This is a genomic window from Streptomyces sp. NPDC029674, assembly GCF_044903205.1.
GTDB lineage: Bacteria > Actinomycetota > Actinomycetes > Streptomycetales > Streptomycetaceae > Streptomyces.
This window is the reverse complement of the sequence record NZ_JBJDPY010000002.1, coordinates 720,091-742,286: the sequence shown is the minus strand read 5'-3', so window position 1 is coordinate 742,286 and position 22,196 is coordinate 720,091. Positions and strand designations below refer to the sequence as shown.

The 22,196-nt window shown below is 73.4% G+C and carries 18 protein-coding genes; 13 read left to right on the top strand and 5 right to left on the bottom strand.

Features of this window, described 5'->3' with window-relative positions; translation table 11 throughout:
- The first annotated feature begins 32 nt into the window (after window positions 1-32).
- The 3 genes from ACI2L3_RS07275 to ACI2L3_RS07265 are packed head-to-tail and all read left to right on the top strand — an operon-like array spanning window position 33 to window position 4,054.
- On the top strand, window positions 33-1,451 hold the full coding sequence (locus ACI2L3_RS07275) for a hypothetical protein (protein WP_404751306.1): 1,419 nt from the start codon (window positions 33-35) through the stop codon (window positions 1,449-1,451).
- Window positions 1,448-1,942, top strand: a complete 495-nt coding sequence (locus ACI2L3_RS07270; RefSeq protein ID WP_404751305.1) for a hypothetical protein — start codon at window positions 1,448-1,450, stop codon at window positions 1,940-1,942. Before ACI2L3_RS07275 ends, ACI2L3_RS07270 begins: the two co-directional genes overlap by 4 nt.
- Window positions 1,943-1,945: 3 nt before the next feature.
- Window positions 1,946-4,054 (top strand): hypothetical protein, encoded by a 2,109-nt coding sequence (locus ACI2L3_RS07265; protein ID WP_404751304.1) that lies wholly within the window; start codon window positions 1,946-1,948, stop codon window positions 4,052-4,054.
- A gap of 32 nt (window positions 4,055-4,086) precedes the next feature.
- Here ACI2L3_RS07265 and ACI2L3_RS07260 read toward each other — a convergent pair whose 3' ends face one another.
- The 4 genes from ACI2L3_RS07260 to ACI2L3_RS07245 form a co-directional block, all read right to left on the bottom strand.
- Complete coding sequence (locus ACI2L3_RS07260) at window positions 4,087-5,436, bottom strand: protein kinase (RefSeq protein WP_404751303.1); 1,350 nt, start codon at window positions 5,434-5,436, stop codon at window positions 4,087-4,089.
- A gap of 23 nt (window positions 5,437-5,459) precedes the next feature.
- A complete protein-coding gene (locus ACI2L3_RS07255; protein WP_404751302.1) occupies window positions 5,460-6,350 on the bottom strand; it encodes a protein phosphatase 2C domain-containing protein in 891 nt (296 codons plus the stop codon).
- Window positions 6,347-7,006 carry a tellurium resistance protein gene (locus tag ACI2L3_RS07250; RefSeq protein WP_404751347.1) on the bottom strand — a complete coding sequence of 220 codons (660 nt, stop codon included), beginning with the start codon at window positions 7,004-7,006 and terminating at the stop codon, window positions 6,347-6,349. Before ACI2L3_RS07250 ends, ACI2L3_RS07255 begins: the two co-directional genes overlap by 4 nt.
- A 104-nt stretch (window positions 7,007-7,110) precedes the next feature.
- Entirely contained in the window at window positions 7,111-9,492 is a 2,382-nt protein-coding gene (locus ACI2L3_RS07245; RefSeq protein WP_404751301.1) for a GTPase-associated protein 1-related protein, read from the bottom strand.
- A gap of 200 nt (window positions 9,493-9,692) precedes the next feature.
- Here ACI2L3_RS07245 and ACI2L3_RS07240 point away from each other — a divergent pair, with 200 nt between their 5' ends.
- The 3 genes from ACI2L3_RS07240 to ACI2L3_RS07230 are packed head-to-tail and all read left to right on the top strand — an operon-like array spanning window position 9,693 to window position 13,139.
- A complete protein-coding gene (locus ACI2L3_RS07240) occupies window positions 9,693-10,502 on the top strand; it encodes an alpha/beta fold hydrolase (RefSeq protein ID WP_404751300.1) in 810 nt (269 codons plus the stop codon).
- Complete coding sequence (locus tag ACI2L3_RS07235; protein WP_404751299.1) at window positions 10,499-11,800, top strand: cytochrome P450; 1,302 nt, start codon at window positions 10,499-10,501, stop codon at window positions 11,798-11,800. Before ACI2L3_RS07240 ends, ACI2L3_RS07235 begins: the two co-directional genes overlap by 4 nt.
- Before the next feature lie 49 nt (window positions 11,801-11,849).
- The gene (locus ACI2L3_RS07230; protein ID WP_404751298.1) at window positions 11,850-13,139 is read left to right on the top strand and encodes a DUF1266 domain-containing protein; all 1,290 of its coding nucleotides are present in this window, start codon (window positions 11,850-11,852) and stop codon (window positions 13,137-13,139) included.
- A gap of 12 nt (window positions 13,140-13,151) precedes the next feature.
- Here the strand turns inward: ACI2L3_RS07230 and ACI2L3_RS07225 are convergent, their stop codons facing one another.
- Window positions 13,152-14,249, bottom strand: a complete 1,098-nt coding sequence (locus ACI2L3_RS07225) for an endonuclease/exonuclease/phosphatase family protein (RefSeq protein ID WP_404751297.1) — start codon at window positions 14,247-14,249, stop codon at window positions 13,152-13,154.
- Between the two features lie 87 nt (window positions 14,250-14,336).
- Between ACI2L3_RS07225 and ACI2L3_RS07220 the strand changes: the two genes are divergently transcribed.
- The 7 genes from ACI2L3_RS07220 to rbsD all read left to right on the top strand — a co-directional run bounded on the left by ACI2L3_RS07220 (window position 14,337) and on the right by rbsD (window position 22,130).
- Window positions 14,337-15,047: a response regulator transcription factor gene (locus ACI2L3_RS07220; RefSeq protein WP_404751296.1), complete on the top strand. Its 711-nt coding sequence runs from the start codon at window positions 14,337-14,339 to the stop codon at window positions 15,045-15,047.
- Entirely contained in the window at window positions 15,040-16,107 is a 1,068-nt protein-coding gene (locus tag ACI2L3_RS07215) for a sensor histidine kinase (RefSeq protein WP_404751295.1), read from the top strand. The genes ACI2L3_RS07220 and ACI2L3_RS07215 overlap by 8 nt, the downstream gene beginning before the upstream one ends.
- A 149-nt stretch (window positions 16,108-16,256) precedes the next feature.
- The gene (locus ACI2L3_RS07210; RefSeq protein WP_404751294.1) at window positions 16,257-17,270 is read left to right on the top strand and encodes a LacI family DNA-binding transcriptional regulator; all 1,014 of its coding nucleotides are present in this window, start codon (window positions 16,257-16,259) and stop codon (window positions 17,268-17,270) included.
- A complete protein-coding gene (locus tag ACI2L3_RS07205; protein WP_404751293.1) occupies window positions 17,267-18,820 on the top strand; it encodes a sugar ABC transporter ATP-binding protein in 1,554 nt (517 codons plus the stop codon). The genes ACI2L3_RS07210 and ACI2L3_RS07205 overlap by 4 nt, the downstream gene beginning before the upstream one ends.
- Window positions 18,810-20,756: a substrate-binding domain-containing protein gene (locus tag ACI2L3_RS07200; RefSeq protein ID WP_404751292.1), complete on the top strand. Its 1,947-nt coding sequence runs from the start codon at window positions 18,810-18,812 to the stop codon at window positions 20,754-20,756. Before ACI2L3_RS07205 ends, ACI2L3_RS07200 begins: the two co-directional genes overlap by 11 nt.
- A 64-nt stretch (window positions 20,757-20,820) precedes the next feature.
- A complete protein-coding gene (locus tag ACI2L3_RS07195) occupies window positions 20,821-21,744 on the top strand; it encodes a ribokinase (protein ID WP_404751291.1) in 924 nt (307 codons plus the stop codon).
- On the top strand, window positions 21,741-22,130 hold the full coding sequence (rbsD, locus tag ACI2L3_RS07190; RefSeq protein WP_404751290.1) for a D-ribose pyranase: 390 nt from the start codon (window positions 21,741-21,743) through the stop codon (window positions 22,128-22,130). Before ACI2L3_RS07195 ends, rbsD begins: the two co-directional genes overlap by 4 nt.
- The last annotated feature ends 66 nt before the right edge of the window (window positions 22,131-22,196 follow it).

Below are 22,196 nucleotides of genomic sequence, written 5' to 3'. Positions count from 1 at the left end.
ACAAGCACGCCATGAGCCAGGGAGGGTTCCGTTTGACGCCCGCACAACTGCTCGACAAAGCCTTGATCGTCAAGGAGTTGCGGCGGCTGGCGGTCCTGCCCGCACTCGCGCCGCGTTCGGACGAACTGAGCGTGCTGCACCAGGACTTGAGCTCCGCGAACCAGCTCGACCGGTGGGCGGAGATCGACCTCGTCCAGGCCTACGTACGCCCCGAGAGTGTCCGGGTCTCCGCCGACCAGCGGTCCGGGCGGCACGACCGGCTGCTGGAGGCTGCCCTCGGGGTGCTGGTCTTCGTACCGCTGCTGATCACGTGGTTCGGGCTCCGGGAGGCCGTGCGCGCGTACGGGAGGCTCGCCGAGGAGGACCCCGAGCAGTCCACGCGCCCCTTCCTGCAGCTGTGGCAGTCCGGCTTCGGGGGCCATCTCTCGTCGCTCGGGCGCTTCGAGAACGTGGCCCTGATGGCGGTCCTCCTGATCGCCCTGCTCGTGGGGCTCTCCGTGTGGCACGCGCGCGTGCGGGTGCGCACCGAGCGCGCCGAGGACGCGCGGGACGCGGCACAGGACCGGCTGCTCGCGGAGCTCGCGTCGGTGCTGACGCGCACGCAGATGCTGCTGGCGCCGTACCGCAGCGCGTCGCCGCAGCAGTTCACCGCGGAGCTCACCAAGGCCGCCCTGAAGATGCAGCAGCTGACGAACAGGGCGGAGCGCAGCCACAACGCGCTCACCGGCGCCACGGCGTCGGTCGGCCAGGCCACCGACGCCCTGAAGCAGGCGGCGCAGTCCCTCTCGAAGGAGGTGCCGAAGCTCGGCGACGCGGCGGACCGCATCAACACCACGCTGCGCACCGGCACGGAGGAGACCGCCAAGGCGGGCCGGGCCAACGCGCTCGCGGCCCGCGGGATCGCCGACCACGTCAAGTCGGCGGGCGACACGGTCGAGGCATCCCTCAAGGCCCTGGTCGCGGCCCAGCAGTCGCTCGTCGTGAAGTCCGAGTCGGTGGCGAAGGCGACCGAGCTCGCCTCGCAGGCCCTGGTGACGAGCGCCGGGCGCACGGGCGACGCGGTGGACGGCATGCGCGAGGCCACGGAGCGCTGGGACGCGGCGGCGGCCCACTGGCAGGACGCGGCCGCCCGCCTCGACGCCCGCATGGACACGCTGGCGGGCGCGCTGTCACCACAGGTGGCGCAGCCGCCGCTGGGCGGGGCGTACGGCGTAGGCGACGCTACGTACGGCGGTAACGGCGGTAACGGCGGTAACGGGGGTAACGGGGGTAACGGCGGCTCCGTGAACGGCGGCCGTTTCGCCGGCAGCACGCCCGTCAACGCCCATGCCGGCGCGAGCAGTCCCGTGCCCGCGCCGAGTCCGCCCCTCGAGCCGCCGTCGGACACGCCGCTCGATCCGCCGACGACGCGGCTGCCGCCGCCCGGACCGCGGGACGGAGGCACCGCGTGAGCCGAGGCGGCCGGACACCGCGGCGCCGCGGCGGCCGGCCCGGCGTCGTCGTGCTCGCGGGGTGGCTCTTCGCCGACCTGCTGCTCGTGCTCGCGCTGGTGTCGATGGCCGACCGGCCCGATCCGCAGGCCGACGACCGCCCGAAACCCCGCCCGTCGAAGGGCGGTTCGGCGACCCCCACTCCGGCGGGGCCGCGCGCCGTGGACCGTCACCCGCAGGAGTTCGAGGTGTCGGGCAGGAGCAAAGGTGATCTCGTGAAGCAGATCGCCAAGGACACCCGCAAGTGGTCGGGGCGCGAGGCCGCGCTCGTCCTCACCTTCGGCGGCAGTTCGAACGGCACGGTGTACGCCCACCGCGTGAACGGCCTGCTGGGCAAGGCCCGGCCGGAGATGTTCACCGCGAAGACGGCGACGGACGACTACCACAGCCTCGGCAAGCGCGCGGAGACCGCGGTGGTCCGCGTGTACTTCTACACGGCGCCGGGCGGCTGAGCCATGGCACTCCTGCGTCCCGGCGAGCACCCGAAGGCGAGCGGCGCGCACCCGCCGCTGCCCGTCCTGCCACGCTGCCCCGGCCTGCGCGGCTACCACCAACTGCGCGATGACATGCGCGGGTTGAAGTTCCGGCACGCGGCGGACGCCCTGCGCGCACCGGTGCCCGCCGCCGCGCACGACGCCGTCTTCGGCACGCTCCCCAAGGCCCGTACGGACGACGGCTTCCGGGTCCTCGACGGGCTCTGGTTCCCCGCCCGCGGCGGCATCTGGGAACGCGTCGACCTGCCGTTCGTCCGGCGGGCGCGCGGCCGGTGGCTGTCCTCGTCGGATCCGCGCGCCGACACGGCGGCGGCCGTGGTGGACACGCTGGAGACCCTGCTCCGGGACGACGCGATGGGTCTGCGGCACCTGGTCCTGTGGGAGGTGTGCTGCCTGCTCAGGGACGGCGGTGAGCGGCCCGGCGAGGCGGCGGCCGTGGCGCTCGGCGTGCACCGCAGCGAGGCGGGGCAGCTCGCCTCGGCCGTCGCCGCCGGATTCCCCGCGGCCGGCCCTGCCCGGCATGCCGCCGAGACCCTCAACGACGTGTGGCCCGGCGTGCGGCTGCGCGCGGCGGAACGGCTCGCGGCACGGCTTCCGCGCGCCTCCGAATACCCCGACGGGCCGGCCGACCACCGGCTGGCCGCACTCGTCGACGGCATCCGCGCGCGGTCCGACGAGGTCGCTCGGCTCTCCGCCGACGGCGCCTCGGCGGAGGCCGGCGGCGCGCTGCGCACCGCCGCCGGTGCCTGGCTCGGCGCGCTGCGCCTGGCGCGGGACGACGCGCGGGCCCAGGAGGGCCTGCTGCGCGTGGCCGCGCTGCTCGCCGACGACACCTTCACCCCCGCGGACGCGAAGGTGACCGCGGTGACCGACGACCGTGCCGTACGCCTGACCTGGTGCGCGCCCGAACGCGGCAGCCGCCTCGGCGACGTCTCGTACCGGGTCCTGCGCTTTCCCGACGGCGCGCCCGGCCTCGCCGTCGAGACGGCGGCGGGCGAGACGGGCCTCGCCTCCGTCGACGGGGACGCGCCCGTCGGCCGCCCCCTGAGGTACGCCGTCGTCCCGCTGCGCCGGGACCGCATCGCGGGTGTGCCGCGGGTGACCGCCCCGGTGCTCCTCACGCCCGTGGTGACGGAGCTGCGCGGCACCGTCGTGCCGGGCGGGGTACGGCTGCGGTGGCGGCCCGACCCGGCGGCGGCCGAGGTGCGGGTGACGCGGTCCGGGACCGGGGCGGACACCGGCGGCTGGGGCGAGTCGTCGCTGGTGCGGGTGGCGTGCGAGCACGACCGGCTCCTCGACGTGCCGCTCGCCCCGGGGACGTACACGTACGAAGTGCGCTGCGGCTACCGCGATCCGGACGGTGACCTGGTCTGGTCGCGCGGGGTGACGGTCACCGTCCGCGCCGAGCGGTGGCCGTCGCCGGTCGAGGAGCTGACGGTGCGGCGGCATCCGGACGGCGAGCGGGTGACCATCGCCTGGCGGCCGCCCGCGCTCGGCGACGGCCTGCTCCTGCCGTGGCCGGCCGGCCCCGTCGAGCCGGGCACGGACGTCTCCGACCTCGTGGGCCGCGTGGACCGGATCCCGGCGACCGCGGTGGGCGCCGAGTCGCACGTCGAGCTGGCGCCCGCGCCCGAGCAGCGGGTGCGGGTCACGGCGGTGAGCGTCCTGGGCGAGCGTGCGGTGTCGGGCCCCAGCCTCGTCATCGAACGCCCTGCCGCCATAGACGAGTTGAGGGTGCGCAGAGTGGCCGCCGACCGTGCCGAGCTGCACTTCGACTGGCCCGAGCCCGCGGTCCTGGTGCGCGCGGCGTGGACCGACGGGCAGCGGGGCGGAGAGCGGCGCGTCGCGCGCAGCGCACACCGCGCCGGACACCCCGTCGTCATCCCCGTCCCGGCGGCGGAGTGCACCGTCACGGTGACCCCGCTGCCCCGCCCCGACGCGGTGGCGATCACCCCCGCCCCGACCAGCGCCACCCTGCCCGCGGCTCCCCCGCCACCGCCCCCGCCGCCCCCGGCCCTGTCCCGCTGGACCACGTGGTGGCGTCGCCCCTGGCTCCGCCGGCGCCCCTGACAGGAAGCCGGGGCTGCCTCACTCCCGCTGCCTCACTCCTTCACCACCGCCTCCGTCCCCCCGCCGAACTCGATGAGGAGGCCCGAGCGGAGGGCGATGGTCTTGCCGGGATCCACGTCCCGTACCGTGCCGTCGTCCTTGCGGGCCGTCCAGACGGACCTGGTGCGGTTGGTGAGGCCGAAGCGGCCGCGCTGCTGGGGGTGTTCGGTGACCTCGCCGACCACGGCGGAGAAGTCGTGGCGGTCCGGGTCCTCGCGGAGGTGGTGGGCGTAGACGCGGGCGCTCGGGGCGAGGCGGATGCCGCGCCTGGTGCGGAGCGAACCCGTGCCGGTGACGAGTTCGAGGCGGGGCGGCAGCGTCAGGGTGGTGCGGCACTTCCAGCAGTTGGGGGGCGCGCCGTCCGGCTGGGTGAGGTTCTGCTTGCCGCAGGTGCCGCACTGGGTGATGGCGTCGAGGACCTGGCTGAGCGCGTCGCGCCACACCGTCTCGCGCACCCGCTGCGTGGGGTTGCTCAGGCCCTTGGTGAACGTGTGCACGAACAGGTCGCGCAGGATCTGCGGCAGCGCACCCCACGTCGCCAGGACGGTCGGCTGCTCGTGGGGGACGGGGCGGTTGCGGGTGTCGGACGGGTCGTAGACGAAGACCGGGTCGGTGCCGTACAGCCTGCGTTTGGCGGCCTCGTCCATGCAGCGGATGTTGAACGCGAGCGCGCCGTTGAACGGGTGGTCGTTCATCAGGAGCAGGAAGAGCAGCACGGCGAGGGAGTGCAGGTCGCTCTGGGTGCCGGGCTGGGTACCCTTGTCGCCGCGGACCAGCTCGGGCGCCATGAAGTCCATGGTCCCCGCGACGCCGGCCTCGGCGCCCTCCACGACCGCGTTGTCGTTGTCGCAGATCAGGACGTCACCGGTGCGCGGGTCGAAGAAGATGTTGCCCCAGTTGATGTCGCGGTAGGCGATGCCCCGGGAGTGCAGGGCGCGGTAGGCCTCGACGGTGTGCAGCGCCACCGTCACCAGGGTGCGCATCGTCGCCGACGCCACCGAGGGGTCGCGGCGGAAGAGGGCGGGCAGGTCGGCGAAGCGCGCCGGCCGTACGTCCATGAGGTAGCCGAATCCCGGCTGCTTGCCCTCCGGGTCCATGACGATGGAGCGCGGCCACAGGAAGCGGGGGTCGTCCCAGCCCTTGGCGATGAGCCCTTCGAGGATCTCCCGCTGGCGGGCGTCCGCGAGCTGGGGGTAGTACCACTTGACCGCGCGGTCGCCGGTGGGCGTCCGGACGCGGTAGACCTCGCCCTGGCCGCCGGAGCCGAAGAGCTCGGCGACCTTCAGCTTCTCCCCCGACTCGGCCACCAGGGTCTTCCCGGCGGCGAGCATGCCGTTCACCATGCTGTTCCTGTTCCTCTCTGCCCTCAGGGCTGCTGCCCTTGCGGTTCGTCGCTGCGCTGTGCGGGCACCGCTATGGCGCCCACGAGAGTCGTGTCGTCCCCGGAGAACTTGGCGGCCCGCCCCAGCCAGTCCGGTAGCTGGGCCTGCACCGCCGCCACGCCCTGTCCGGTGGCGCGGTCGCCGAGGCCGGTGGCGAAGTCCAGGAACCCTTGGTGGTCGGCGAAGCTCTTGGAGAGCCCGTCGGTGGAGAGCAGCACGCACGGCGGCGCGCCGCCGGTGAAGGGCTGCCAGTGCGACCGCATCTTGCGCCAGGGCTCCGGTTCGCAGAGCGAGTCGGTCTCGTCGCCCATGTCGGGTCCGGTGGAGAGCGGGGTGTGCGGGACACCGCGGTCGTCGACGAGCACGATGTCGCCGTCCCCCAACTGCCAGCAGAACAGCGCGTGTTCCGTCAGTACGGCGCCGATGAGGGTGCTGCCGTACGCGGCGAGGTCCGGGACCCCGGGGCGATCGCCTCGACCGGTACGGTCCTGCGCCGTGAGCGGCCGGGCGCCGTGTGCGGGCGAGTTGGTGTCGTACAGGACGGCGCGCTCGCGCCAGCGGTGCCCGACCTGCTGCGGCAGCCGCCGGGCCTCCGCCCGCAGCGCGGGCCACCCCGCCGCGTCGTCACCGACCCGTGCGGCCTCGCGCGCGAACGCCTCCGCGCACGCCGTGAACTCCTCGACCGCCCACCGCGCCCCCAGGTCGCTGCGGAAGTGCGCGGCGCTGCCGTGCCCGTCGGCGACGGCGAGGACGACCGCACGGTCCCCGGCCACGGGCAGGGCGGCACCGCGGTCCTGGCTGTACTTCTTCGCCACTCCCTTGACCGCGCCGCTGAGCAGCGCCCAGGGCCCGGTCGTCGTCTCCGGCCCGGTCACCAGATGTCGTCTTCGCCCTTGGTCATCGAGGGCACGTCGAGCGGCGTCGTGGGCTTCGCGCCGTCGTCGACCTTGGGCGTGGAGGCGTCCTTGACGACGGCGGTGGACATCCAGCGGATGGCGGCGGCGAGCTGGCGCGGGTTCTTCGCCTGGAGGGGCTCCAGTTCCGGGTTGCCGAGGAACTCCTTGAGCATGCTCTTGTCCGCGTCGTCGCCGATGGCCACCGCGACGCGGACGGCCCGCTTGCCCCACGGCGTGCCGTCGATGGCGCGCAGTCCGGCCCGCCAGTCGTCGGTGGGCTGCCCGTCGGAGGCGAGGGCGAGGACGGGCGGCAGGGCGCGCTGCGGCATCGGCGGCGTCTGCAGCGCGCCGGCCGCCAGCTTGAACGCGGCGCCCATGTCAGTGCCGCCGTAGATGTGCACGTCCTCCCAGGTGAACCGGTCGACCGGGGTGGCGTCGCCGACATGCCAGCTCGCGCCACTGGCGAAGGTGATGGCGCGCACCAGCAGGGACGCGGCGGGGTTGGACTGGGCGGCCTGCTGCATTTCGGGGATGGCTTCGCGGATGGCGAAGTTCAGCTCGCCGATCTTGCCGTTCACGCCCATGGAGCCCGAGCAGTCGAGCATCCAGATGAAGTGCACGGGGCGGCTCGCCATGCTGCCGCCGGGGAAGTTGTCGACGACGGTATCGCTGGTGTCGCTCACGCTGGTCCTTTCGTGGGGAGGGTCGGTACTCGGTCGGCTCTGTTCCCGGGCGGCGGTCAGCCCTGCGTCCGGGCGGCCCGGTGACGCCACGCCGTCCATTCCTGTACGTCCTGGCCCTCCCGCTGGAGGACGGTGGCGACCTGCCCGAGGTGGTGGTCGTCGAGGTGCGCGAGGACGGGTGCGAGGGCCTGGTCGAGCAGTTCGGCGGCGACGTCGCGCCATGGGGCGCCGACGCCGTGCCGCCGCCGGGGCCGCCAGATGTGGTAGTACGCCGCCAACTCGGCCGGACGGCCGGGCAGTTCGCGTACGAGGCGGTCGATGGTCCGCTCCTCCAGGAGGTGCGCGCGGTAGCTGCGCAGCAGGTCGGGTCCTGCGGCGACGAGGATCTGCAGTCCGTGCGACTCGCACACGTCGAGCGGGTTCGCCCCGGCGAGCGCGCGGCCCACCCGTTCGTCGACGCCCTGCCGCAGGACCGTGCCGAGCGGCGACGCCTTGCGGCCCAGCTCCCGGAGGCGGCCGACGGAGGCCCTGCTCACGGCGAGCCGCCCGTCGGCGAGGTCCTGGGCGGTCACGAGCAGGTCGGCGAGGTCGCGGTCCTGGGCGCCCAGCTTGCCGTCCTTGCGCATCTCCCGTGCGAATTCGACCAGTTCGCGGTCGCAGTGGTCGGGTTCCTTGAGCCAGCCCATGACGCGGCGGCCGAGGTCCGCCTCGATGATCAGGCGGGGGGTGCAGGTGCGGGCCACCCAGGGCTGGTCGGCGCGGTCCGGCGGGCCGTTGCGCCACACGATGCGCCAGAGCAGGAGCAGCGTCGTGGTGTCCTCGACCCGCCGGCCGGAGAGGAGTTCGGTGAGCCGTTCGAAGAGTTCGGCGCCCCGCAGCCGGTCCGGGGGGCCGCTCCAGTGCGCGGCGGCCGCGGCGAGGCGGACGGTGAGCGGCGCGTCGTCGATGTGGCGCCGCAGCCAGTCGCCCTGGGGGGAGTCGGCGAGGGCCCGCAGGCGGTCCAGTTTGCGCTCGGTGAAGTCGGCGATGAGCAGCCGGAGCACGCGGCGGGTGAGGGCGGGCTGATCGAGTTCGGTCAGGACCTGGACGGCCTGCTCGCAGTCGCGCCGCTCGGGGTGGAGCAGGGCGTCCGCGAGGCGTTCCATGGCCTTCGTGAGGCCGGGCCCGCCGTCGGCTCCCACGGCGAGGGCGAGCCGCAGCGGCTCCGTCCAGGTGGGGACGGGGTCGCGGAGCGTGGCGCGCAGGGCGTCGTCGGCGCGGCCGCCGTACTCCTCGCGCAGTTCCCGCCACGCCTCCTGGCCGAGCGGCAGCCCTTCGAAGGCGGCGAGGTCGGGCAGTGCGCCGCGGCCGCGGGAGGCGTCGAGCCGGTGCTTGACGAGGGCGAGGGCGAGCGGCCGGGCGGCGAGTGCGTGCTCGCCGTCGAGTCCCCGGCAGAGTCCGTCGAGTTCGTCGAGGGTGCGCGGGTCGGCCTCGCCCCTGGTCACGGTCCGGGTGAGGGCGTCGACGACGGCGCGCAGCGAGTCGCCGCCGAGCCCGGCGAGTTCGGCGCCGGAGAGGGTGCCGGTCCCGCCGGGGCCCGCCGTCCCGGTGTCGCCTCCGGAGATCAGCGGGAGGAGCGCGAAGGGGCCTTCCGGCCGTCCGGCCGCTCCAGGGGCGGGGCGCGGCGGGTTTCCGGCGAGCCAGCGCTCGGCCGTGAGCCGGGCCCACGCGTCGGGTTCGGCGGGCGGGCTCTCCGGTCCGCCGGTGCCGTCGTGGACGCGGTACAGGTACTCGACGGTGGCGTCGTCGGACCGGTCGAACGCCGTGTCGGGGCCGGTGCCGATGATCTGCTGCGGGGCGCGGCACGGGTCGCTGGTCCAGGTGGTGAACGTCAGTGCGGCGACGTACTCCTCGGGCAGTGAGGCGCAGGCGAGCGCGATCCAGCGGGCGACGGTCTCGGAGTCCTCCTCCACGAGGACGATCTGCCGCCCGGCGGGGTCCTCGAAGAGGCGGCGCACGTCGGTGAGGAAGGGCGCGACGCGGTCGGCGCGCGCCCGGGCGAAGGCGACGAGGAGCTCGCGGTCGAAATGCGCCTCGGGGACGGGCAGTTCGGACTCGACGAATCCGGCGCCGAGCGTCTGTGCCGCGTCCGTCTCCCAGCCGGCGGAGCGCCAGGTGTCGATCGGCCACACGGGCCCGGGTCCCGGGGTGTCGGCGCTCAGGTGCAGCGCCTCCACGCGCTGTCCGGGCAGGGCGGCGCACAGGAGCCGGCCGCTGTCCGGGAGCAGGCTGTAGCTCAGCTCGGTGCCCGCGCCCATGACGCGTATGACGGCGGCGCGCAGGTCGTCCGCGTCCTCGTGCGGTCGCTGCCCGCGTCCGTCGGGGTCCGCGGGGACCAGACGGGGGGTTCCGGTGTCCGGCTCCGGATCGAGCCGGTAGCTGAGGCGACGGATGGCCATGCCACATTCTGACCAACCGCGGCACCGGACCGCAGGCCGTCCGCCAAGTTCACCCCGGTCCCTGCGCACCCCGCGCTCACCTGCTCGGACACCGGGCGCTCGGTGTGCGCCCTTGCGCGGCACCGCCGTTGGGGGACACCGTGGTCACGGTCCCGCACCGACCGGTGACGTCCGGGACCTCGCCGGTGATCGGAGCCGCTGTGACCCCTTTCCCGCTCCCCCACACCCTGCTCGGCGAAGGGCCGCACAGGGTGATCGCGGTCCACGGCTGGTTCGCGGACCGGTCGGCGTACGGGCCGGTGCTCATGGACCTGGACGGCGCGGCGTTCACGTACGCGGTGGTGGATCTGCGCGGGTACGGCGAGGCCAAGGACGCCGTCGGCGCGTACACCACGAGCGAGGGCGCCGCCGACGTGCTCGATCTGGCCGACCGGCTCGGCTGGGAGCGGTTCTCGCTGGTCGGGCACTCCATGGGCGGCAGCGTCGCCCAGCGCGTCCTTGCCGCGGCCCCGCACCGGGTGCGCCGTCTCGTCGGAGTGTCACCGGTACCGGCGAACGGCCTTCAACTTCCGCCTGAGCAGTGGGTGTTGTTCGCTTCCGCCGCGCACACCCCGGAGAACCGCCGCGCCATCCTCGACATCACCACGGGTGGCGTACGGCCCCGGGCGTGGCTCGACCGGATGGTGCGCCGCTCCCTCGCGGTCAGCGACGCGAAGGCGTTCCGTGCCTGGCTGGACTCGTGGGCGAGCGACGACTTCCACACGGAGGTCGACGGCTCGCCCGTGGCCGCGCTCGCCGTCACCGGCGCGCTCGACCCCGCCCTGTCGGCGGACCTCATGCGCCGCACGTGGCTGCGTTCGTACCCGCACGGCGAGCTCGCGGAGCTGCCGGGGGCCGGGCACTACGCGATGGACGAGGTGCCCCTCGAACTGATCCGCACGGTGGAGGACTTCCTGCGCGCGGAGGACACCGGCGAAGGCACGGACGGCTTCCGGGAGGGCGGCGCGTGACCCTGCGCGACGCCCCCGCGGCCGCACCGCCCGTCCCGGACGTCTTCGATCCGCGCCTGTACGCGGAAGGCGTCCCCCACGACCGCTACCGTGTGCTGCGCGACCACCACCCCGTGGCCCGCCAGGAGGAGCCCGCGGTGCTCGGCTGGCCGGCGGGCCCGGGGTTCTGGGCGGTCACCCGGCACGCGGACGTGGTGCGCGTCCTGAAGGACCCGGCGACGTACTCCTCCTGGCTCGGCGCCACCCAGATCCGTGATCCCGCCCCGGACGACCTGCCGTTCATCCGCCGCATGATGCTCAACCAGGATCCGGCACGAGTAGGCGGCGAGGGGCCCGGCGACCACGGAAGGCTGCGCAAGCTGGTCAGCCGAGCGTTCACACCGCGCCGGATCGAGCGGTTCGAGGAGCGGGTGCGGGAGCGGGCCCGGACGCTCCTCGCGGCCGCCGTCGCCGACGCCCGCGACGGTGACGGCACCTTCGACGTCGTCACCGCCGTCACCGACGAATACGCGCTGCTCAACCTCGCCGACCTGCTCGGCGTCCCGGCCTCCGACCGCGGTCTGCTGCTGCGCTGGACGCAGCGCGTCATCGGCTACCAGGACCCGGACGAGGCCGCGCCGCCCGTGCCCGGCCCCGACGGCGAACCGGTCAACCCCCGTTCACCGGCGATGCTGCGCGACATGTTCGCGTACGCCCAAACGCTCGCCGCGCACAAGCGCGAGCACCCCGGCGACGACATCCTGACGGCGCTCGCCCACGACCCTGAACTCACCGGCCCAGAACTGGAGATGTTCTTCTTCCTCCTCACGGTCGCGGGCAACGACACCGTGCGCAGTGCGGCGCCCGGCGGACTGCTCGCGCTCGCGGAGAGCCCGGGCGAGTACGAGCGGCTGCGGTCCGGCGCGGTCACCACCGCGACCGCCGTGGAGGAACTGCTGCGCCGGCACCCTCCGGTGCTCAGCTTCCGGCGCACGGCCGCCCGCGACACCGAGTTGGCGGGGACGCGCATCGCGGCCGGGGACAAGGTCGTCGTCTTCCACGCGTCCGCCCACCACGACGAGCGCGTCTTCACCGACCCGCACCGCCTCGACCTGTCGCGCGCGCCCAACCCGCACGTGGCGTTCGGCGACGGCCCGCACGTCTGCCTGGGCGCGCACTTAGCCCGGCTGCAACTACACGTGTTATACGAGGAGTCGGCCCGCGCCCTGCCTCTCCTGCGGCTCGCGGAGCCGCCGCGCCGGCTGGTCTCGCACTTCATCAACGGCCTGAAGTCGCTGCGCGTCGAGGCTCCCGCGTAAGGTGCGAGACTGCGGAACCAGCGCAGCGCCCGAGCGGAGAAGCACGCCCATGCACGACGACGAGCAGCCCGTCAGCGAGTACGACGACGAGCTCCACGACGAGATCTTCCCCGACTTCCCCGCACCGGTGGACGGCAGCCCCTGGCAGGCCCCCGCCGACCTGGAGGAGCACCTGTACGAGCTGTGTCGGGCGGAGGACGCGTACGGCTACTTGCGGGCGATAGCCGTCGAGGGCTTGTACCGCCCGGTCCCGGCCACCGAAACGCAACGTGCCGACTCCCACAGCGAGTTGTTCACCGTCGACCTGCCGGACGGCCGGAAGGCCGCGCAGGTCTACACGGCGGGCGTCCTGCCCCGCCCGCACCCCGCCGTCGTCTACGAGTACGTCACGCTGGACTCGCTCGCCCTCGGCTGTCCGGACGACGTCGACTTCCTCGTGGTGAACGCGGCGACGCCGTGCCAGCAGTTCTACCTGACCACCGACGACGAGCGGGAGGTCTGGTCGGACCTGCACCACACGTACCACCGCGCCGACGGCCTCGCGCACCGCGTCGACACCCGCCGCACGCGGACACCCGAGGCCGGCAGTCCGCTCCTGCACGGCCTGGCGTGCGGCGCGCACCTGTGCTTCACCAACGGCGACGCCTGGAACACCGTCGACTGGCACGGCGCGGGCCACCACAACGAGGTCGGCCGCCTCGAGGAGTGGTGGGGCGTGCGCGACCGCGACGACTGGCTGTCCCTGCAGGAGCGGCTGCTGACCCGTGAAGTCAGCCCCTGGCACTGGGACTTCGTCCTCGACGCCCGCACCGCGTCGGCCCGGCGGCACGGGCCGCGCGTCGACCCCGAGCTCTGGCGCGACCGGGTCGAAGCGACGCTGCGCCACCGCATGGTGGAGACCGGCGGCCCCGACGAACCGCACCGCCCCGGCGAGGACGCCGAACTCGACCAGCTCGTGGCCCACTTGCGCGGCCTGGTCGGCAAGGTGCTCCGCTACGAGGCCCGCTTCCGCGCCGACGGGCTCCTGCCGCCCGACGGTCACGTCGGCACCGTCGCGGCCTGGGACATCGGCCGCGCGTCGAAGATGGCCCGCTGGGGGCGGGGCGCCCGGTACGCCACCCACGCGGAGCTGGTCAAGGCCCTGGAACGCGCCTCCGAAGCCGCACGCTCCACGTACACCTCCTGGGAGTCGTTCTCCGCGGGTTACGTCCTGGGCCGCTGCCTCCACTTCGACGAGGAGTCGTTCGGATCCTGGTACACGGACGTCCTGCGCGCCCACCGCGCCCTGACCACCGACCCGGACAGCCCTTGGCTGACGGTGCCGTTCCTGGAGAGCTGACCCGGTCGCCGTTCACCAGTCGATCCCGGCCGCCACCGGCAAGTGATCGCTGCCGGTGGCGGGCAGCAGCCACGCGCTCCTGGGTGCCATGCCGCGGACCAGGATCTGGTCGATCCGCGCCACCGGGAACGTCGCCGGCCAGCTGAAGCCGAACCCGGCGCCCGCCACGTCATGGACGGACCGCAGCTGTGCGGTGAGACCGGCGAGCGCGCGGTCGTCCGTGGTGCCGTTCATGTCGCCGAGCAGCACCACCCGCTCGTTCGGCTCGGCGGCTATCGCCTCGGCGAGCGCCCGCGCGTTCCGGTCCCGGCTCTCCGTCTGGAAGCCGTCCCCGCGCACCACGCGTACGGATCCGAGGTGGGCCACGTACACCGCCAGCGGACCGTGGTCCGTGGTCACCGTGGCGCGCAGCGCCCGGTTGTCGGCCAGCTTGGCCGCGGCGGGCTTGGCGTCGCCGAGCGGTCCGACGTCCTGTGCGATGTCGACGGGCCGGGCACGGGACAGCGGCAGCTTGCTCCACAGCCCGACCGTGCCCAGCACCGTGTGGTGCGGGTACGTCTTCGCCAGCTCCTTCTCGTACGTGCCTCTGGCGTCCTCGGCCAGCTCCTCCAGCGCCAGTACGTCCGCGCCGGATGCGGCCAGGTCGCGCGCGGTGCCGGCCGGGTCCGGGTTCTCGGCGCCGACGTTGTGGCTGACCACGGTGAGGTCGCCGCCGCCCGGCCGTGACCTGTCGCCGAGCAGCCCGCCGAAGAGGTGCAGCCAGACGACGGCCGGGAGCAGCAGCGCCACCACCGCCGAGGCGGAGCGGCGCCACAGCGCCCCGGCCAGCAGCACCGGGACGGGCAGCCCGAACCACGGCAGCAAGCTCTCCACCAGGCTGCCGAGGCCCCAGCGGTCCGTGACGTGCGCGTGCAGCAGCATGAGCAGGCCGAGCAGCAGCGCCGACGCCGCGAGGACGAGGCCGCGTTTCCAGGGTCCCGGCCGGGAGGCGGCGCGCAGTGCCCGGCGTATGCGAGTGCTTGTCGCTACCGTGCGAGCGCCCCTCACCGGCGCGTCCTCGGGCCCCGGGTGAGGGCGGCGTACAGCGGGCGGGAATGGTGTCCGAGTCATACCGCCAGTGAAGGCACCGCGATGTTGCCGGCCCGTATGCGGTTTTCGATACGCCGACGACACACGCCCGCTCGTAGCCTGAAGGACATGCGTGTGCTGATCGTCGAGGACGAGCCCTTTATGGCGGAAGCCATCCGCGACGGCCTCCGCCTGTCGGCGATCGCGGCCGACATCGCGGGTGACGGCGTCACCGCCCTGGAGCTCCTGGGCGTCAACAGCTACGACATCGCCGTCCTCGACCGCGACATCCCCGGGCCCTCCGGCGACGAGATCGCCACCCGCATCGTCGCCTCCGGCAGCGGCATGCCGATCCTGATGCTCACCGCCGCCGACCGCCTCGACGACAAGGCGTCCGGGTTCGGGCTCGGCGCCGACGACTACCTCACGAAACCCTTCGAGATGCGGGAGCTCGTGCTCAGGCTCAGGGCCCTCGACCGCAGGCGCGCGCACGCCAGGCCGCCCGTGCGGGAGATCGCGGGCCTGCGCCTCGATCCGTTCCGCCGCGAGGTGCACCGCGACGGCCGCTATGTCGCGCTCACCCGCAAACAGTTCGCCGTGCTCGACGTCCTCGTCGCCGCCGAGGGCGGTGTCATCAGCGCCGAGGAACTCCTGGAGCGGGCCTGGGACGAGAACGCGGACCCGTTCACCAACGCGGTCCGCATCACCGTCTCGGCCCTGCGCAAACGCCTCGGCGAACCATGGATCATCGCCACCGTGCCCGGGGTCGGCTACCGCATCGACACGGCACCCTTCAGCACAGCGCCCGGCACCGGACGTGAGGGGCCGGACCGTGGATAGGCGGCCCGGTCCGAGCGTCCGTCTCAAGCTCACCCTCAGCTACGCCGGGTTCCTGATGCTGGCCGGCGCCCTGATGCTGCTGACCGGATGGCTGTTCCTGACGCGCGTCAGGCACGTCGGGCTCGTCTACGAACCCGGCTACGGCCTCGCCGTCGCGCGCGACTTCGCTCCGATGGCAGCCGTCACGCTGTCGTTCCTGCTGGTCTTCGGCCTCGGGGGCGGATGGTTCCTCGCCGGCCGCATGCTCGCCCCGCTGAACCGCATCACGCACGCCACGCGCACGGCCGCGACCGGATCGCTCTCCCACCGGATCGAACTGCCCGGTCGTCAGGACGAGTTCCGGGAGCTCGCCGACGCCTTCGACACGATGCTCGCGCGGCTCGAAGCACACGTCGCCGAACAGCGGAGGTTCGCGGCCAACGCCTCCCACGAGCTGCGCACCCCGCTGTCCGTCTCGAAGTCGCTGCTCGACGTGGCCCGCGCCGATCCGGACCGCGCCGCCGACCCGCTCATCGACCGCCTGCACGCCGTCAACACCCGCGCCATCGACCTCACCGAAGCGCTGCTCCTGCTCAGCCGCGCCGACCGCGGGTCCTTCCAACGGGAACGCGTCGACCTCTCCCTCATGGCGGAAGAAGCCACCGAGACGCTCCTCCCCCTCGCAGAACGGCACGGCGTCACCCTGGAGACCGACGGCGACATCGCCCACACGGCCGGATCGCCCGCGCTCCTGTCACAGCTCACCATGAACCTCGTACAGAACGCGATCGTCCACAACCTGCCGCACCACGGCCGCGTACGGATCCACACCGGCGTCCGCTCGGAGACCGTGGTGCTCACGGTCGAGAACACCGGCGAGCGGCTCACCCCCCAGCTGATCCCGACCTTCACCGAGCCTTTCCGGCGCGGCACCGAGCGCGTCCACACCGACCAGGCAGGCGTCGGCCTCGGCCTGACCATCGTCAGGACCATCACCCGGGCACACGGCGGCACGCTCACCCTCACCCCGCTCCCGGCCGGGGGGCTCCTCGTCACGGTGGAACTGCCCGCGATGCCCTGAGGGCTCCACAGCCACCACCCGGCAACCATCACGATCAGGTCTCACTCGCCCCTCAGCCGCCTTCCACCCCTTGCCACGCGCCCGTGTAATCGTTTCCAATCCCCCATGTAATCGATTCCACAGCGATTCCACGAGGAGGTGGACCGGCGATGACCCCGAGTTCGGTGAGCATCAAGGACGTCGCGGCCGAGGCCGGCGTGTCCGTTGCCACCGTGTCGCGCGTCCTGAACAGTCACCCCTCCGTCAGCCCCGCGTCCCGCGCCCGGGTCGTCGCCGCCGTCGAGGCCCTCGGGTACCGGCCGAACGCCGTCGCCCGCTCCCTGCGCACCGACCAGACCCGCACCCTCGGCCTGGTCATCAGCGACGTGCTCAACCCGTACTTCACGGAGCTGGCCCGGTCCGTCGAGGAGGCGGCCCGCGCGCTCGGCTACAGCGTGATCATCGGCAACGCCGACGAACGCCCCGAGCTCCAGGACCACCACGTACGGACCCTGCTCGACCGGCGGATCGACGGGCTGCTCGTGTCGCCCACCGACGGCGGCTCGCCGCTGATGCTCGATGCCGCGCGGGCCGGCACTCCGATGGTCTTCGTGGACCGGTGGATCCCCGGCGTGGACGTCCCCGTCGTCCGCTCCGACGGGCGGCAGGCCGTCCGCGACCTCGTCGCCCACCTGCACGGGCTCGGCCACCGCAGGCTCGCGATCATCGCGGGCCCGGCCGCCACCACCACCGGCAGCGAGCGCGTCGAGGCCTTCCGGGACGCGCTGCGCGAGCACGGCACGGCGCTGCCCGACGCGTACATCGGGCAGGGCGACTTCCAGGCCGCCAGCGGACGGCGCGCCACCGAGCGCTTCCTCGCGCTGCCCGAGCCGCCCGACGTCGTCTTCGCCGCCGACAACCTGATGGCGCTCGGCGCCCTCGACGCGATCCGGGCGCACGGCCTGCGCGTCCCGCACGACATCGGGCTCGCGGCCTTCGACGACATCCCGTGGTTCGTGCACACCGACCCGCCGGTCACCGCGATCGCCCAGCCGACCGCCGATCTGGGGCGGGCCGCCGTGCACGCGCTGATCGACCGCATCGAGGGCAGGAGCCCGCGGTCCGTGACCCTGCCCGCCCGCCTCGTCGTCCGCCGCTCCTGCGGTGAGGACACCCCGGCATGAAGGAGCAACGCGTGAGTGAACAGAGCGAGTTGCTGCGCATCGAAGGCATCCGCAAGACGTTCCCCGGCGTCGTCGCGCTGGACTCAGTCGACTTCGATCTGCGGCGCGGCGAGGTGCACGTCCTGCTCGGCGAGAACGGCGCGGGCAAGAGCACCCTCATCAAGATGCTCTCCGGCGCCTACCGCCCCGACAGCGGACGCATCTTCGCCGAGGGGCGCGAGGTGCGGATCAACGGCGCGCAGGACGCCGAGCGGCTCGGCATCGCCACCATCTACCAGGAGTTCAACCTCGTCCCCGATCTGACCGTCGCCGAGAACATCTTCCTCGGGCGGCAGCCGCGCCGGTTCGGCCTCGTCGACAGGAAGAGGATGGAGGCCGACGCCGAGGAGCTGCTCCGGCGGGTCGGCGTCCAGGTGTCGCCGCGCGCCAAGGTGCGTGAACTGGGCATCGCCCGGCTGCAGATGGTGGAGATCGCCAAGGCGCTGAGCCTGGACGCGCGCGTGCTCATCATGGACGAGCCGACCGCGGTGCTCACCTCCGAGGAGGTCGACAAGCTCTTCCGGATCGTGCGCACGCTGCGCGAGGACGGCGTCGGCATCGTCTTCATCACCCACCACCTGGAGGAGATCGCGGCACTCGGCGACCGCGTCACCGTCCTGCGCGACGGCCGCAGCGTCGACCAGGTGCCCGCGTCGACCGACGAGGACGAGCTCGTACGCCTCATGGTGGGCCGCAGCATCGAGCAGCAGTATCCGCGCGAACGCCCGGACACCGGGCCGCCGTTGCTCTCCGTCGAAGGCCTCACCCGGGACGGCGTCTTCCACGACGTCAGCTTCGAGGTGCGGGCCGGTGAGGTCGTCGGCCTCGCGGGTCTGGTGGGCGCGGGCCGTACCGAGGTGGCGCGCGCCGTGTTCGGGGCCGATCCGTACGACGGCGGTTCCGTCGCCGTGCGCGGTGAGCGGCTGCCCCGGCACGACGTGAACGCGGCGATGGGCGCGGGCATCGGCCTGGTCCCCGAGGACCGCAAGGGCCAGGGGCTCCTGCTCGACGCGTCGGTGCGGGAGAACCTCGGTCTGGTGACGCTGCGTTCGGCGACCCGCGCCGGACTCGTGGACCTCAAGCGGCAGCAGCGGGACGCCGCGCGGATCGCCGAGCAGCTGGGGGTGCGGATGGCCGGGCTCGGCCAGCACGTCCGCACGCTCTCCGGCGGCAACCAGCAGAAGGTCGTCATCGGCAAGTGGCTGCTCGCCGACATCAAGGTCCTCATCCTCGACGAGCCGACCCGCGGCATCGACGTGGGCGCGAAGGTCGAGATCTACCAGCTCATCAACGAACTGACGGCCGCCGGGCACGCGGTCCTGATGATCTCCAGCGATCTGCCCGAGGTGCTCGGCATGAGCGACCGCGTCCTCGTCATGGCGCAGGGCCGGATCGCCGGCGAGCTCACGGCCGAAGAGGCCACGCAGGACGCGGTGATGGCGCTCGCCGTCAGCACCGCGGCGGTACAGCAAGCGGAAGACACGACAGCGGAGGGCTCCCGTGGCCACTGAAACCCTGAAGCGCGACGCGGGTGGCGCGGCCTCGCTCCGCCGCGTCCTGCTCGACAACGGCGCGCTGAGCGCACTGATCGTCCTGGTCGTGGCGATGTCGCTGCTCTCCGGCGACTTCCTCACCACGCAGAACCTGCTCAACGTCGGCGTGCAGGCGGCCGTCACCGCGATCCTCGCGTTCGGCGTCACCTTCGTGATCGTCTCGGCGGGCATCGACCTGTCGGTCGGCTCGGTGGCCGCGCTCTCGGCCACCGTCCTCGCCTGGACGGCGACCTCGGAGGGGCTGCCGGTCTGGCTCGCGGTGGTCTTCGCCGTGGCGACCGGCATGGCCTGCGGGTTCGTCAACGGTCTGCTCGTCTCGTACGGGAAGCTGCCGCCGTTCATCGCGACGCTCGCGATGCTGTCGGTGGCCCGCGGCCTCTCCCTGGTGATCTCGCAGGGCAGCCCGATCGCGTTCCCCGACTCGGTGTCGCACCTCGGTGACACGGTCGGCGGCTGGCTGCCGGTCCCGGTGATCGTGATGGTCGTGATGGGCCTGGTCACGGCGCTCGTCCTCGGGCGTACGTTCATCGGCCGCTCCATGTACGCGATCGGCGGCAACGAAGAAGCGGCCCGCCTCTCCGGGCTCCGGGTCAAGCGGCAGAAGCTCGTGATCTACGCGCTCTCCGGTCTGTTCGCGGCCGTCGCGGGCATCGTGCTCGCCTCCCGCCTCGTCTCCGCGCAGCCCCAGGCCGCGCAGGGTTACGAGCTCGACGCGATCGCCGCCGTCGTCATCGGTGGCGCGAGCCTGGCGGGCGGTGTCGGCAAGGCGTCCGGGACGCTGATCGGCGCGCTGATCCTCGCGGTGCTGCGCAACGGCCTCAACCTCCTCTCCGTGTCGGCCTTCTGGCAGCAGGTCGTGATCGGTGTCGTCATCGCGCTCGCGGTCCTCCTGGACACGCTGCGGCGGCGGGCCGGGGCGACGCCGGGTGCCTCCTCCGGTGCGTCCGGCGGCATCCGCGGCAAGGGGCCGCAGGCGGTGAAGTACGCGGTCGCCGCCGTGGTCGTGGCGGCCGTGGTCGGCGCGGTCTCCTTCTTCAACCAGGGCTCATCGGGCACGAACACGAAGATCGGCATGTCGCTGTCCACCCTCAACAACCCCTTCTTCGTCCAGATGAAGGAGGGCGCGCAGGCCGAGGCCGCGAAGGCGGGCATCGACCTGACGGTCACCGACGCGCAGAACGACGCGTCCCAGCAGACCAACCAGCTGCAGAACTTCACCGGCGAGGGCGTGAAGTCGATCATCGTCAACCCGGTCGACTCCGACGCGGTCGGCCCCGCCGTGCGCGGCGCCAACAAGCAGGACATCCCGGTGGTCGCCGCCGACCGCGGGGTGAACAAGGCGGAGACCGCGACGCTCGTCGCCTCCGACAACGTCGCGGGCGGCAGGCTGGCCGCGAAGACGCTCGCCGAGAAGCTGGGCGGCAAGGGGAAGGTCGTCGTCCTCCAGGGCACGCCCGGCACCTCCGCCAGCCGCGAGCGCGGGCAGGGCTTCGCCGAGGGCATCAAGGCGTACCCCGGCATCGACGTCGTCGCCAAGCAGCCCGCGGACTTCGACCGCACCAAGGGCCTGGACGTCATGACGAACCTCCTGCAGTCCAACAAGGGCGTGAACGGCGTCTTCGCCGAGAACGACGAGATGGCGCTCGGCGCGGTCAAGGCGCTCGGCGACAAGGCGGGCACCTCCGTCCCCGTGGTCGGCTTCGACGGCACGCCCGACGGCCTGAAGGCGGTCGAGGCGGGCACGCTGTACGCGTCCGTGGCCCAGCAGCCCAAGGAACTCGGGAAGATCGCCGTGCGCAACGCGGTGCGGGCCACGCAGGGCAAGAAGGTCCAGGAGACGGTGAAGGTGCCGGTGAAGGTCGTGACGTCGAAGAACGTGCAGGACTTTTCCTGACCGTCCGCCGCTCCGAGTACCGTCGCAGCTGCACCTCACCGTACGAAAGCAGGAACAAGCACACATGAACGACGACTACGAGCTGCTGGTCGTGGGCTCCGCCAACGCCGACCTGGTGGTCGGCGTGGAGCGGCGCCCCGCCCCCGGCGAGACGGTGCTCGGCTCCGACCTGGCCGTCCACCCCGGCGGCAAGGGCGGCAACCAGGCCGTCGCCGCGGCCCGCCTCGGCGCCCGCACCGCGCTCCTCGCCCGGGTCGGCGACGACGCGCACGGCGTGCTGCTCCTCGACGCGCAGCGGGCGGCCGGCGTGGACACCGTCGGCGTCCTGGTGGGCGGCGCGCCCACCGGCGTCGCGCTGATCACGGTCGACCCGTCGGGCGACAACAGCATCGTGGTGTCCCCCGGCGCCAACGCCCGCCTCACCCCCGAGGACATCCGCGCGGCGGGCAGTCTGGTCGCGGCGGCCCGGGTCGTCTCCAGCCAGCTGGAGATCCCCCTGGACACGGTCGCAGAGGTCACCCGCACGCTGCGCCCCGGAACCCGCTTCGTCCTGAACCCCTCCCCTCCGGCCCCGCTGCCCGCCGAGGTCCTGGCCGCCTGCGACCCGCTGGTGGTGAACGAGCACGAGGCGCGCGTCATCCTCGGTGAGGACGCGGGCGAGTCCCCCGAGGAGTGGGCGCGCGGGCTGCTCGCGCTCGGCCCCCGCTCGGTGGTGATCACGCTGGGCGCAGAGGGCGCGCTGACCTCGGACGGTTCCGAGGTGGTGCGGGTCCCGAGTCCGAAGGTCGACGCGGTCGACACGACGGGCGCGGGCGACGCCTTCACCGCGGCGCTCGGCTGGCGCCTCGGCCTCGGCGAGGACCTGCCGACGGCGGCCGCGTACGCGGTACGGGTGGGCGCGGCGGCGGTCACCCGCAAGGGGGCGCAGGACTCCTACCCCACGGCCTCGGAGCTTCCCGGCCCCGCCGAAGGGGTCACCTCCCGGTGAAGAGGTCGGGCATCCTGAACCGCCATCTCGCGGGCGCCCTTGCCGAGTTGGGACACGGCGACACCGTGCTCGTCTGCGACGCGGGCATGCCGATCCCGGCCGGCCCACGCGTGGTGGACCTGGCGTTCCGGGCCGGCGTCCCGTCCTTCGAGGAGGTCCTCGACGGCCTCCTCGACGAGCTGGTGGTGGAGGGCGGGACGGCGGCGGACGAGGTGTGGAAGGCGAATCCGGCGGCGGCACGGCTGCTGCGGGAGCGTCTCCCCGCGCTCGGCCTCGTCCCGCACGAGGAACTCAAGCGACGCTCGGCCACGGCCCGCCTGGTGGTCCGTACCGGCGAGGCGCGGCCGTACGCGAATGTGCTGTTGACGTGCGGGGTCTTCTTCTGAGTCCGGTGGACCACCGAGGAGCCGTCCGCTATACGAACGCCGCTGCCCGCAATGTGACCTGTTTCC